Below are 13,869 nucleotides of genomic sequence, written 5' to 3'. Positions count from 1 at the left end.
TTGAATAAATAATTCTTAATGAAAAATTCCCTACCTATATTTTTACTTTCAACGCAGATTATTTTTGCCCAAAATATTACTCAGAAACTGGATGAAGCAACCAAAAACCTGATGAATTCTTCAGGGGCAATTTCGTCTAACTTATCATTTTATATTTCCGATGAAAACGGAAATTTTATTTACGAATATCAGGGAAATAAAGGACTTTCCACAGCTTCTACGCAGAAAATATTTACTGCCGGAGCAGCTTTGGAGATTTTAGGAAAGAACTACACCTATAAGACTACTTCATCATATTCCGGAAATATTTCTGGTGGAAACCTGAACGGAAACCTTTTCATCAGTTCAACCGGAGATCCCACATTGGGAAGCTGGAGATATGAAGCCTATAAACCCGAAGTTTTTAAGCAGAAATTAATCGATGCCATAAAAAAGTCCGGGATTAAAAAAATTTCAGGAGATCTTGTGATCGACGATTCTTATTTTGATCATCAGACGATTCCGGGAGGATGGCCATGGAATGATCTTGGAAATTATTACGGAGCAGGAGTTTGGGGGATCAACTGGCGCGAAAATCAGTTCGATATCAATATCAACGGAAATGAATTCAAAAGCTTCTCTTATCCGCTTGAAGGAGTTAACTGGCTGAATGATCTTAAAGTGGGCGGAAGTTCCGATCAGAGTCTGATTTTTACGGCGCCGCATTCTGACGTTGCACTGATTAACGGAACTTTACCTGCCAAAACGGTTACGGTTTCCGGTTCGGTTCCCAATCCGCCTTTGCAGCTTGGTGCGGAAGTGAAACAATGGCTGAAAGATTCGGGAATTGATTTTTCGGGGAAAGTGGTTACCAATTCCCAACTGGAAATTGAAGGAAAAAAGGCATTGCAGGCTCCGAAAAATAATGTCATTCTTACCTACGAATCTCCGACTTTGGATAAAATTATTTACTGGTTTCTGAGAAAAAGTATCAATTTTTACGGTGAAACTTTAATAAAAACGTTAGGAAAAGAGAAGAAAAGCGATCCAAGTTTTAAAAGCGGAGTAGCTTATTTAAAAGAATTCTGGAAATCAAAGGGAATTAACCCGAATATGATTAATTTTGCCGACGGAAGCGGACTTTCTCCGCAAAATTATGTTGCTGCGAAAGCAGAAGTTCAGGCTTTGCTGTACGCCAGAAAACAGCCTTGGTTTGAGTCTTATTATGATGGTTTTCCTACACATGATAACGGCATGAAAATGAAAAGCGGAACCATGAGCGATACCAAATCTTATGCAGGATATCACACCTCAAAAGACGGAAAAAAATATGTTTTCTCCATTATCATCAACAATTATGAAGGGAGCGGAAGCACGGAACTGCAGAAAATCCTGAATGTTTTAAAATAAATTTGCCTTGAAGAAATCCATATTTGCAAGACTTAACAACTGGATTATTTTTACGCTGATGACGATTGTTGTCTTAACGATTGTTATTGCTTCTACGATCCTTTTTAATTTCCTCCGAAAAGAAGAAGTAAAAAGGGTAGATATTTTAGTAACTGCGCTGAAATTTCAGCAGGAAGTGAAGGTTCCGAGTCTGGAAATTCAGGCATTGCTGCTGCAGATTTACAGTTCTAATACCACGATTCCGGTGATTATTCTCGATAAGGACGGACAGATTATCGAGCATAAAAATATTCCGCAGGATATTGAAAATAATTCTGCTGAAATTGTTGCCTTGGCTAACAAAATGGCTAAAAATTATCCGCCGATCGAAATAAAAGTTCCCAATGCAAACAATCAGTTTGTATACTATGATAATTCCGAACTGCTGAATAATCTTCGGTATTCTCCTTATATTTTAGGGTTTTTCATTCTGTGTTATTTTCTTTTTTCATTCTGGTTTTTACGGACAATTAAAAAAACGGACGAAGGCTATCTTTGGGCAGGTCTGGCTAAAGAAACGGCACACCAGATCGGAACTCCATTATCTTCGATGATCGGCTGGATGGAAATTATGAAGCTGGATACTCCGGATTCCGAAGGCGTTCATGAAATTGAAAAAGATATCGAAAGATTAAGAACTATTTCGGAGAGGTTTTCTAAGATCGGTTCTGTTCCGGAACTGAATGATAAAGATTTCAACGCGACCATTCAGGAAAATTACGATTATCTGAAAACAAGAATTTCAAGAAAGATCAATTTCGGACTTCACCTTCCCAATTACACGATTTTGGTTCCCCATAATAAAATCCTGATGAGCTGGGTGATTGAAAATCTGGTTAAAAACGCGGTTGATGCGATGAAAGGAGAGGGCTCTATTTCTATGTCGGTTTTGGAAAGAAACAAAAATATTGTTGTTGAAGTTCAGGATACGGGAAGCGGAATGACGAAACAACAGGCGAGAAATGCTTTTAAACCGGGCTATTCTACCAAAAAACGAGGTTGGGGATTGGGATTGTCTCTTGCAAAAAGAGTGATTCAGGAGTATCACAACGGAGATATTAAAATTTCCCAGACTGAAATAGGAAAGGGAACGACTTTTAGAATTACGATTAAAAAAGGGTAAATTGTTTCAGGAATGTGCTGCGTAAAGTTTGTCATTCCGGAGGAATCTAAGCTGTGAAATTTATATTTTGATTTTTGTTAACTGACAATTTTACATTGAATATTTATAAGGAGTGACCTGAATTTTAGCCCTGATTGAAGCTTTGTCTGAGCTCATTTTGTGTATTTGGGGTTTGCGGCGGCGAAGCCGCCGCAAACCCCAAATACACAAAATAGCGAGTGCGGAAAGCAGGAAAAAGCTCCTAAAAATTATCCATTATTTACAGCATTTACAAAGACTTCGACAAGCTCAGTCTGACAAAATTTCAAAATAGCAGTTGGATTTAGCAATGTCATACTGAACTTGCAGAAACATCCGTTTGCTCAAAAACTCTTGCTGCCCACATTGACAATAAAAAAGCGGAGAAAATTCCCCGCTTGATTACTAAGTCCTAATTTTAATCTTAGCTGCATTTATTTTTTTCCGGTTAACCACTGATCCTGTAATTTTTGTTCAGCAGCCGTTGGATTAGATTTGAACTGAAGCGTTTCGATCGTCATTTTATCAAGAATTGCTTTTCCTTTAAGATCGATTTTCTCTGTTTTGTCACCATTCTTTCTTAAAACGGTTACCGTTACATTTTGTCCTTCCTTTACAGATTTCGCATACTCCACAAACGACTGAATATTCTGAACATTGATGGTTTTTCCGTCCAGAGCAACGATTTTATCAGTGATTTTAAATCCGATGCTTTTTGAGAAAGGAGACAGAGCAGAACTTTCGTCGAATACAAATGCATTGTCCTTATCATCAAAACCGGTCTGTTGAGGATCTTTAATGAACCAGAAAATTGGCGGAGTTTCCTGTTTTTTTGCTTCTACACCAACAAGACTCAGATATTGTGCATAAGGAGTCGGCTGATCTCCTGCAATGTATTTGTTGTAAAAGTCTTTTACCTGAGGATACCCTGTAACCGTTACCAGTTCGTCAATCAGTTTATCGTCTTTAAACGGTTTGTTTTCCCCAAATCGCTGAGACAGTTTTCTGATCATGTCACGATAGCCCATTTCTCCGTTGGACAGCTTTCTCAATTCGATATCAAGACACATCGCAAGAAGCGCTCCTTTTTCGTAAACGTTTCTGTATTGGTCTTTGTATTCGTCTTTAAGAACATTTTTACTCATTACCGTAAAAGGCATGGTATCATTATAGTTCTTGGAGTTGGCGATTTTTTCGCTCATTCTCTGAAGGAATTCATCTTTTGTGATCAGACCTTCCTGAATCTGGAATAAATTCGCAAAATACTCCGTTCCGCCTTCATACATCCACAAATGCTGAGACATTTTCGGATCTGCATAATCGAAATAATGAATTTCTTCCGAATGCGTTTTCAAAGGATTTACCGTGTGGAAAAACTCATGAGAAACCACGTCCGTAATGGTTTTGTCAATCGCATCTTTCGGCATCATTTCAGGCAGGACAACACTTGTGGATTCGTGGTGTTCCAAAGCTCCGAAACCTTTGATATGCGGTTCTTCCATCCCCGAAAGATAAAGCATGATTGCATATTTTTTGTTGGTGTTCATATCACCTAAGAATTTCTTCTGGGCAATCACCGTTTTCTCAAGATTTTCTTTGAAATCAGCGGCTTTGTATTTTCCTGTCGGAGAATAAACGCCCAATACAAGATCCATTCCTCCCGCGTTGAACGTAACATAATCCGGTTTTGTATACATTAACGGAGAATCGGTCACTTTTGCATAATTCGCTAAAGTATAGGTATCTGTAGATTCAGATTTATCCTGATCCACCAAAGCGGTTGTGCCGTAGAAATCCGTTGGTTTCTGGATAATTAACTGATAAGGAACGTCCTGCATATTATCAATGTAACCTACAAATCCGTGGGTATTGATTAAATAAACTTTTCCGGTTTCAATATCTGTTCCCGAAGGTGAAAATACCGCTTTGTGTTTGGAATCGTCCATTTCTTCATCGAAACTGTCATTCACAAGATAAGTTACTTTGCTTAAATTCTGAGCGTTTTTCAGAGCGTAAGTGTTGTCATTTACTTTTGTGAAAGCAATCTCTTTTCCTTTGTTATCTAAAAATTTAATTCCCTCCACAAATCTTCCGTAATCGTCTACAGAATAAGTTCCCGGAACTGTTTTAGGAAAATGAAACTTCACGTCACCGGATTTCATTTTTGGAAATTCCATCGTTACGGCAACCTTATCGTCTTTTACATTTACCAAATCTATCGTAGTTTTTATAGACTGTGCATTTACAAAAAACGCAGCCAGTAATCCTAAACTTAGTGCTATTTTTTTCATTGAGTTCAAATTATATTCAAGTAGTTGATGAAAAATTGATTTTGTTACTTTAAAAGTTTTAAATTTTTGTTAAAATTTACAGAGAGTAATTAATTTAATACTAATTCCTGAATAAATGAAACAAAAAAGCAAAACCGAAGAACGATTTTGCCTGTATTATTAAGATTTTACTGTACCTTTTTATAATCGATATAATAATTTTCGTTAAACTGTACCGGAGTTCCTTTTTTTAGCTTTACAGTCTGCCACTGTTCGGTTGGATTTATGGTTATTCCGTCAACAATAATAGGAAGTTTTAAATTCTTCACAACGTTGGTGTAGCGGAATTTCAGTTCTTCGCCTTTCTGGGAATATTCCAGTGTCGGAATTTTTGTGGTTCTCAGATATTGATTGAAAACACTTGAAAAATCGATTCCGGATTTCTTTGAAATATAATTTTCAATCTGCTGTGTTGTTACCGTTTGATGATAAAAATCTTTATTGATTCCTCTTAAAATTTCTCTGAATTTCGCATCGTTATTGATGACCTGACGAATCGTGTGAAGCATACTTGCGCCTTTTGGGTACATATCGCCGCTTCCTTCATTTCTTACGCCGTATTTCCCGATGATCGAAACATCATTCTGAATACCGTTACGAATTCCTCCGGCATAAATATCCGCAGATTTTTTGTCCATGTATTTTTCGGTGAACAAGACTTCGGAGTACATCGTGAAACCTTCGTGTACCCACATATCTGCCTGATCTTTTGCTGTGATATTATTCGCAAACCATTCATGTCCACTTTCATGAACAATGATGTAATCCCAGTTTAATCCAACTCCCGTTCCGGAAAGATCCTGCCCCAGATAACCGTTTTGGTAAGCATTTCCGTACGCAACGTTACTTTGGTGCTCCATTCCCAAATAAGGGGAATCTACAAGCTTGTAAGAATCTTCATAGAAAGGATAGGCTCCAAACCAGTATTCAAACGCTGAAAGCATAGGTTTTACCTGCTGAAACTGTTTTTTTGCTTTGTCTAAATTATAATCGATTACCCAGTAATCCAGATCCAGTTTCCCTTTTTCTCCGTTAAAAGTATCTTTGAAGTTCACATATTTTCCAATATTCGGAATGATAGAGTAGGCGTTAATTGGATTTTTAACTTCCCATGTGTAAGCCATTTTATCACCTTCTGCTTTTTTGCTGATTAGTCTTCCGTTTCCAACCCCCACTAAATCTTTGGGAGTAATGATTTTCATCACAACGCCATTGTCGGGTTCATCGTCCCAGATATCTTTGGTAGGAAGCCAGATAGAAGCTCCGATTCCTTCGTCGGCAACGCTCATCCACGGATTTCCGTTTTCATCTTTGGTGAAAACCCAGCCTCCGTCCCAAGGAGCCCGTTTTGCAATGGTAGGATTTCCGGAATAGGTGACGTCAATAGTATATTTTTCACCCTTTTTAAAGCTTTTATTGGTTTTGATCCAGATAAAATCGCCGTCCTGTTTATATTCTGCAACCGGAAAGCTGGCTTCCACTTTGTCCGCTTTCATTGGCTGCTGCAGATCAATCTGAAACGTAGGATTGGTAACGTCTTTAATGATCTCAAAACTGATCTTGTTGTTTCCTTTAATACTTTTCGTGGCAAAATCAGGCTCTACGGAAAGTTCATATTTTTTGACGTCCCAAAAGTTTCGGAATTGTGTATTGGAACCTTTTAAGGTATCCTGTTTCGTGAAAACCTTATCTTTCTCGAAAAACTGTCCGAAAGAAAGACTTGCCGCAAACAAAAGCGTATATGAAAGTTTTTTCATCTGAATTAAATTATAATCGCTAAAATAGAAATTTAATAGACGTAAAATTCAGCTTATCTAAATTATTACGATCTTTTTAATTAGACGAAAGAAGTAAATGTTTGTTACATTCTTTGTCTTTATCATTTCGGAATCAATAGTTTATAAGTAAAATTCCCCTCCTCTGGAGGGGTGGCAAAAATTCTTCAGAATTTTTGACGGGGTGGTTAAAAAACACAATCCGCAAAAGACTTATTATCAATATTTTCAGAAACAATTCTTTTCCACGCAAAAACCCTAGCCGCGATTGCAGCAATTGTCTGAGCTCATTTTCAAGGTTCAGGTTTTGCGGCGGCAAAGCCGCCGCAAAACCTGAACCTTGAAAATAGCGAGTGCGGAAAGCGCGATAAAGCTCCTGAAAAAGAAAAATCCCGCAGAAAATCTACGGGACTATATTTTGAATGGATAAAAATTATTTCTGAACTGCAGGTAAATTTCCAGCCGCTTTCTGAACTTTCTTATAGGTATACGAACACATGATGATACTGAATTCGTACAGTAAAAGCAGTGGAAATGCTGCCATCAACATACTTAAAACGTCTGCCGGAGTGATAATTGCTGCAACAACCATGATTAAAACAATCGCATGACGACGGTATGTTTTCATAAAGGTTGGTGTAAGAATTCCGATGGTGGTAAGGAAATAAATAAGTACCGGAAAAAGGAAAATTACGCCCATTCCTAAAACTACCTGTAAAAACAGAGTCGTATAATCACTTAAATCGTACAGCGGAATAATGATATCGGAGATTTTGAAAATAACCCCGAAATTAACGGCAAAAGGAAGGATTAAATAATATCCGCATAAAACGCCCGTCATAAATAAAATCCAAACTGAATTGATGATAAAGATTGAATTTTTTCTTTCATTCGGATGTAAAGCGGGACTGATGAATCTCCAAAGCTCCCATACAATATAAGGAAAAGCCAAAACAATTCCTCCAAAAATGGAAACTGCCATCATCACATTAAACTGCTGGTAAAGCTTGCTTGCACGAACCGGAAAATCTTTCGGAAGGTGAATGCTGTCTTCGCCCAAAATCATTTTGGAAAAATGATTCACAATCTCAAAGGTCGCAAAATCGTTTCGGGTAGGACCAAAGAAAACGTGATCCATAATCCAGTTGATATTGAAACCGATAATAACTGCAGCAACTATAATAGCAAGAATTGAACGGATGAGATGACCTCTCAGTTCACCAATATGTCCCCAAAAAGACATGTCTTTAGCATCACTCACAGGATAATTTTTTTTAAGATTTCAAATTTAGGGAAAAAGTTTCAGTAAAAAGAGATGTTTCATTTTTTTAAATGCACATGCGTGTTTATTATGAAAAAAATTAAATCTTTTCACGTATACATTCTGATTAATTAATTCCTTCATCCAGCAATTTATGCAGATCGATAATACCGAAATATTTTCCGTTTTCCGTTACCACAAGTTGTCCGATATTATTGTCTTTTAATATTTTCATGGCTTCTTTAGCCAGAGCATTTCTTTCGATGGTCTTCGGATGTGCAGACATGATGTCTTTTGCCAGAACTTTAGCGATATCATCACCTTTTAAGAGCATTCTTCTCAAATCACCATCGGTAATGACTCCGATAATTTCGTCATTATTCGTGACCACCGTAATTCCGTGACGAGAACCGCTGATTGAGATAATAACATCTTTTACTGTATCATTTTCAGTAACCTGAGGTTTTTGGGAAGATAAAAAATCATCGACTTTCGAAATTAAATTTTTACCCAGACTTCCTCCCGGATGAAATTTGGCAAAATCATTTGCTTTGAAATCATTCATTTCCATTAAAGCAATCGCCAAAGCATCTCCCAAAGCCATTTGCAGAGTGGTTGAACTGGTAGGCGCAAGTTTATTCGGGCACGCTTCCTTTTCTACATGAGTATCTAAAATGATTTCTGAAAATTCCGCAAGTTTACTGGATTTATTTCCCGTCATTCCTATTAAAGCGGAAGAGTAATCTTTCAGATAAGGAACCAGATTCACGATCTCCGGTGAATTTCCGGAATTTGAAATACACAACACAACATCCTGCTTCTGAATAACGCCCAAATCTCCGTGGATGGCTTCCGAAGCGTGTAAAAACTGAGAAGGGGTTCCTGTAGAGTTCAGGGTGGCAACAATCTTATTTCCAACGTGTGCCGATTTCCCGATTCCCACCACGATAAGTTTTCCCTTGGCAGAATGTATGATTTCTACAGCTTTTGCAAAATCGTCATTAATTCTGGATTTAAGTTTTTCAAGTTCTGAAATTTCTATTTCTAAAGTGCTTTTCGCGATTGAAATGATGTCGGCTCTTTCCATTTTTACAGCATATACAAAAAATCTCTTAAAAAACGTTATATTTTTAAAAGGATATTTAATATAAATTTTATTTTTTATAAATTCGTTCGCTTTTATTTTAAGCGAAAAATTCATATCTTTGGGTTAGATGCAAATTTAGCAATAGAAAATTAGATGAGCGCAAAAAAAGCCAATTTATCAGGCGAATTGAAAAAATATTTCGGGTTTTCTACTTTTAAGGGACAGCAGGAGCAGATTATAGAAAACCTTTTGAACGGGAAGGATATATTTGTTCTGATGCCTACAGGAGGAGGGAAATCCTTATGTTATCAGCTTCCGGCTCTTATTTCGGAAGGTACGGCAATTGTGGTTTCTCCGCTTATAGCGTTGATGAAGAACCAGGTAGATGCCGTGAACGGGCTTTCATCTGACGATGGAGTAGCACACGTTTTAAATTCATCATTAAACAAAACGCAGACCAAACAGGTTTTCGACGATATTAAAAGTGGTAAAACCAAACTTTTATATGTTGCCCCGGAATCATTAATTAAGGAAGACTATCTGGATTTTCTGAAAGATGTAAAAATTTCCTTCTTTGCCATTGATGAAGCACACTGTATTTCAGAATGGGGACACGATTTCAGACCGGAATACCGAAACCTGAAATCCATCATCGATAAAATTGCCGATGTACCGGTGATTGCACTTACTGCAACAGCTACACCAAAAGTTCAGGATGATATCCAGAAAACTTTGGGAATGACGAATGCTCTGGTTTTTAAAGAAAGCTTCAACAGACCGAATCTCTACTATGAAGTACAGCCTAAGGTAAATGTAGACAAGGAAATCGTAAAGTTCATCAGCCAGAATAAAGGAAAATCCGGAATTGTTTACTGTCTGAGCCGAAGAAAAGTTGAAGAATTTGCACAGCTTCTGCAGGTAAATGGTGTAAATGCACTGCCTTATCATGCAGGTCTCGACCAGAAAATAAGGGTAGCCAATCAGGATAAATTTCTGATGGAGGAAGTGGATGTGATAGTGGCAACCATTGCTTTCGGAATGGGAATCGATAAGCCGGATGTACGTTTTGTAATTCATTACGATTTCCCGAAATCTCTGGAAAGTTATTACCAGGAGACCGGTCGTGCAGGAAGAGATGGTGGAGAAGGTCATTGTCTCGCGTTCTACGATCCGAAAGATATTGAAAAACTGGAGAAATTCCTTGCACAGAAGCCTGTTTCTGAAAGAGAAATCGGATTACAGCTTCTCAATGAAGTGGTAGGATACGCCGAAACTTCGATGAGCAGAAGACAGTATATTCTGTATTATTTTGGTGAAAATTTTGATCCGATCAATGGTGACGGAGCAAAAATGTGCGACAATTCATCGAATCCTCCAAAATTAAAAGATGCAACAGACGATCTGAGAAAAGTTCTGGAGCTGATTAATGATACCGGAGAAAAATTTAAAGCCAAAGATCTGATCTCGGTCATCGCAGGAAAAGAAACTGCGGTTACTAAGTCTTACAAACTGGAACAGACTTCTTATTTCGGTTTTGGAAAAGAAGAAAAAGACAACCACTGGAAAACAATTTTAAGACAGGCAACGGTTCAGAATTTTTTACAGAAAGATATTGAAACCTACGGCGTTTTAAAAATTGCTGAAAAGGGAAGACTGGTTCTTGACGGAAAACTGGAACATTCTTTCTTAATTGCAGAAGACAGAGAGTTTGATTTAACGCAGACAAAAGCGGAAAGCGATCAGGTTCAGATGCAGTCCGGAGGCGGTCTGGATCAGAATTTATTCAACCAGCTTAAAGAACTAAGAAAAAAAGTTGCCAAAAAACACGGAATTCCGCCTTACACAGTGTTTATGGATCCGAGTTTGGAAGATATGACGGTTCAGTATCCGATTACGGTGGAAGAAATTACTAAAATCTACGGAGTCGGAGAAGGAAAAGCCAAGAAATACGGTAAAGAATTCGCAGATTTCATCAGTAAATATGTAGAAGACAACAATATCGAGCGAACTCAGGATATGGTTCTTAAACAGGTGGCAAACAAATCCAGCCACAAAGTTTTCATCATTCAGAGTACCGATAAAAAGATCGATCTTGAAGACATTGCAAGAGCCAAAAACCTTTCAATGGACGAACTGCTGAAGGAAATGGAACGTATTGTTTATCAGGGAACCAAACTGAATATCGATTATTATATTGAAGATAATTTTGATGAAGATATTGTTGACGGTTTCATGGAATTCATGAATGAATCTGAAAGCGACAGCATGAAAGTTCTGCTTGATGAATTCGGAGACGAACTTTCGGATGAAGAGGTGAGAATGTTGAGAATAAAATTCATCAGCGATGTTGCCAACTAAATTTATTTTAAACAATAACGAAATTATAATGAAAGAAATTCTTCCACGGAAGAGTTTCTTTTTTAATACTTTAGAAAAAGCAAGAATTGTATTTTCCCTTTTTTATGTTGCTATTTCTATATTTTTTATTTCTTGTAAATCATATATTTCAATTTTAGGAGTAATAATGCTTAGTATAGGTTTGTATTTTGCCATTTTTAAATGGGTTTTAAAATATTTTGAACTAAAGAGTAATTACTATTTAATAACAAATCAAAGAATAATAATTTTAGAAAAATTGACTGATGATATTGAGCAGGAGCTTAATCTTGCGCAAATTAATCTTATCAAGGCTGAAATGAATAATCGTTTTTTCGGAAATATAAACTTTAAAGAAAAGAGAAATATTTTTAATGAAAATAATGACACAACTTTATTTTTAGGTGAAAGAAAAATACATTTTGATAATGCTAAATATGCTTTTCTTAGTGTTGAAAATATTAACGAGATTATTCCTGTTTTTGAAGAGCTTGGTTTGAAGGTTAAGAAAACTTTTTACTAATTTTACAGTGATGAAAAAGATTTCTGTCATATTTATTCTGCCGGATCTGGAAACCGGAGGCGCGGAAAGAATTGTTACCACCATTGCAAATCATCTCTCACGGGATCGTTTTGAGCCTAAGATATTGCTTCTGCGCAAACAGGGAGGTTATCTCAGTATTTTGAAAGATGACGTTGAAATCATTGATGTTAATACGGAAAGAATCAGACATTCCTTAAAACCTATTCTCAGGGAAATTTACCGCAGAAAGCCGGATATTGTATTTTCCGGATTTGGAGAAGTAAACGCTTATCTGTCTTTATTCATCAAAGTTTTTCCCAAGACAAAATTTATTGCAAGAGAAACCAATGTTGTTTCTCAGCACGTTACCAGAAAGGAGATTAAATTTTTCTACAATTTCTATAATAATTACGATACAATCATTGCGCAGAGTGATGATATGAAGCATGATCTGATGCTTAATTTCAAGATTAAACCTTCGAAAATCGTTAAAATAAACAATCCTGTAGATTTTGATTTTATTGATGAAAAAATTAAAATCTCCCATAAACCGGAAAGTTTTAAATACGGCTATAAAAATGTTGTCGCGATCGGAAATTTATCGGCAAGAAAAGGTTTTGATAACTTACTGAAGGTATTCTCAAGGCTTAAAAACGAAAATATCCTGCTTCATATTTTAGGAGACGGACAGGATCGTGAAATCTTGCATCAAATGAAAGATTTTTTAGGCTTAAAAAACGTGATCTTTCACGGAAGGCAGGAAAATCCTTATCAGTTTTTAAAATATGCAGACTTGTTTATCCTTTCATCACGATATGAAGGCTTTCCGAATGTGTTACTCGAAGCCGGAGCTTGCGGAACGTATTCTTTAGCCAATAATTGCCCCGGAGGAATTACCGAAATCATTCAGGATGATACCAATGGAGAAATTGCCAATATTGAAAATTATGAAGATTTTTCGCAAAAGATTATGAAAATTCTTCATGAAAATCATGAAAATGAAGCCATTAAAAATTCTATAAAATCCAGATTTTCCAAGAATATTATTTTAAATCAGTACGAAAAGGTGTTGCTGGATCTGATGAAATAACCGTCTTGAGTATTCAGCTAATATTTTTTAATTTTGGACTTTTAATTTCAGAAAACAATTACTAATGATTAAAATCCAGAAACTGGGATGCGCCTGCGAAAAACCGACTTCCACCTATACAGAATTCAGAACGTCAGAATTGGGAATCGATAAAACGAATGGAAGATTTGCCGAAGTAAGCATTCAGCAGTGTAAACTTTGCCAGAGAATCTGGATCCGATATTTTGTGGAATATGAAAGTTTTTCCAAATCCGGAAGATGGTACAAAGGAATTGTTTCTAAAAAAGACCGTCCTAATATAACCCCTGAAAATGCTGTACAATATCTCGAAAGCCTTGATTGGTATGTTTACGGAGGCTCATATTTTGAAAGCACGGGAGAATTCGGACAAGGGAAACTGAGGTTGGATTTGTAAGGTTTTAGCATTATTTGATGAAATAAATATGAATAAGTTTGAAAAGCTAAAGCATTACAGGTTTATTAAAAAATTACGTTCAAATGCGATTGCTATTATAACAGATCAAATTGAGATGCACTCCGGATATTTTAAAATGCATTATCTTATTGGAAGAATAAATGATATCCAACCTTTAGATAACATTGATTTAAATATTTTAGAGAAATACTACAGCGAAATTCAATTTTACCCAGTCGGTGAAGAAAGAAAACTTTACAATACAGAGTATCTTATCAAACTTGATTCAAAATTAAAAATAGTAGACACGAAATATAAAAATTTACTTGATGAAAAATGTAAAGAAATCATTGAGAAATTTAAAGACATTCAAGATTATTGTTGAAAAATTTTTATAACTCAGACCTCTCCTTAAAATTTGACAAATCTCACTTTCTCACGTG

General features: G+C 36.4%; 11 protein-coding genes. 7 read left to right on the top strand and 4 right to left on the bottom strand.

The window, feature by feature from the left end; genetic code table 11:
* Positions 1 to 18 precede the first annotated feature (18 nt).
* Together dacB and B0E34_RS14465 are read left to right on the top strand one after the other, a co-directional pair.
* Entirely contained in the window at positions 19 to 1,389 is a 1,371-nt protein-coding gene (dacB, locus tag B0E34_RS14470; RefSeq protein WP_087710519.1) for a D-alanyl-D-alanine carboxypeptidase/D-alanyl-D-alanine endopeptidase, read from the top strand.
* Positions 1,390 to 1,396: 7 nt separating this feature from the next.
* A complete protein-coding gene (locus B0E34_RS14465) occupies positions 1,397 to 2,551 on the top strand; it encodes a sensor histidine kinase (protein ID WP_228423084.1) in 1,155 nt (384 codons plus the stop codon).
* A gap of 452 nt (positions 2,552 to 3,003) precedes the next feature.
* On the opposite strand, the gene B0E34_RS14460 is transcribed toward B0E34_RS14465, so the two are convergent.
* The 4 genes from B0E34_RS14460 to B0E34_RS14445 all read right to left on the bottom strand — a co-directional run bounded on the left by B0E34_RS14460 (position 3,004) and on the right by B0E34_RS14445 (position 9,022).
* Positions 3,004 to 4,860, bottom strand: coding sequence for a M61 family metallopeptidase (locus B0E34_RS14460; protein WP_087710516.1), 1,857 nt, complete (start codon positions 4,858 to 4,860; stop codon positions 3,004 to 3,006).
* A gap of 167 nt (positions 4,861 to 5,027) precedes the next feature.
* Positions 5,028 to 6,656: a M1 family metallopeptidase gene (locus B0E34_RS14455; RefSeq protein ID WP_087710514.1), complete on the bottom strand. Its 1,629-nt coding sequence runs from the start codon at positions 6,654 to 6,656 to the stop codon at positions 5,028 to 5,030.
* A gap of 451 nt (positions 6,657 to 7,107) precedes the next feature.
* Positions 7,108 to 7,935, bottom strand: coding sequence for a twin-arginine translocase subunit TatC (tatC, locus tag B0E34_RS14450; RefSeq protein WP_185117461.1), 828 nt, complete (start codon positions 7,933 to 7,935; stop codon positions 7,108 to 7,110).
* Positions 7,936 to 8,062: 127 nt separating this feature from the next.
* The gene (locus B0E34_RS14445; protein WP_087710590.1) at positions 8,063 to 9,022 is read right to left on the bottom strand and encodes a KpsF/GutQ family sugar-phosphate isomerase; all 960 of its coding nucleotides are present in this window, start codon (positions 9,020 to 9,022) and stop codon (positions 8,063 to 8,065) included.
* Between the two features lie 153 nt (positions 9,023 to 9,175).
* On the opposite strand from B0E34_RS14445, the gene recQ reads away from it, so the two are divergent.
* The 5 genes from recQ to B0E34_RS14420 all read left to right on the top strand — a co-directional run bounded on the left by recQ (position 9,176) and on the right by B0E34_RS14420 (position 13,811).
* The gene (recQ, locus tag B0E34_RS14440) at positions 9,176 to 11,380 is read left to right on the top strand and encodes a DNA helicase RecQ (RefSeq protein WP_076389946.1); all 2,205 of its coding nucleotides are present in this window, start codon (positions 9,176 to 9,178) and stop codon (positions 11,378 to 11,380) included.
* Entirely contained in the window at positions 11,367 to 11,921 is a 555-nt protein-coding gene (locus B0E34_RS14435) for a hypothetical protein (protein WP_087710512.1), read from the top strand. The genes recQ and B0E34_RS14435 overlap by 14 nt, the downstream gene beginning before the upstream one ends.
* 10 nt (positions 11,922 to 11,931) lie before the next feature.
* Entirely contained in the window at positions 11,932 to 13,011 is a 1,080-nt protein-coding gene (locus B0E34_RS14430; protein ID WP_087710510.1) for a glycosyltransferase, read from the top strand.
* 64 nt (positions 13,012 to 13,075) lie between these two features.
* Entirely contained in the window at positions 13,076 to 13,426 is a 351-nt protein-coding gene (locus B0E34_RS14425) for a hypothetical protein (protein WP_087710508.1), read from the top strand.
* A 28-nt stretch (positions 13,427 to 13,454) separates the two neighbouring features.
* Entirely contained in the window at positions 13,455 to 13,811 is a 357-nt protein-coding gene (locus B0E34_RS14420) for a hypothetical protein (protein WP_087710506.1), read from the top strand.
* Positions 13,812 to 13,869 lie beyond the last annotated feature (58 nt).

The sequence above is a fragment of the Chryseobacterium mucoviscidosis genome, from assembly GCF_002177115.1.
Lineage (GTDB): Bacteria > Bacteroidota > Bacteroidia > Flavobacteriales > Weeksellaceae > Chryseobacterium > Chryseobacterium mucoviscidosis.
This window is presented reverse-complemented; position numbering and strand designations above follow the sequence as displayed.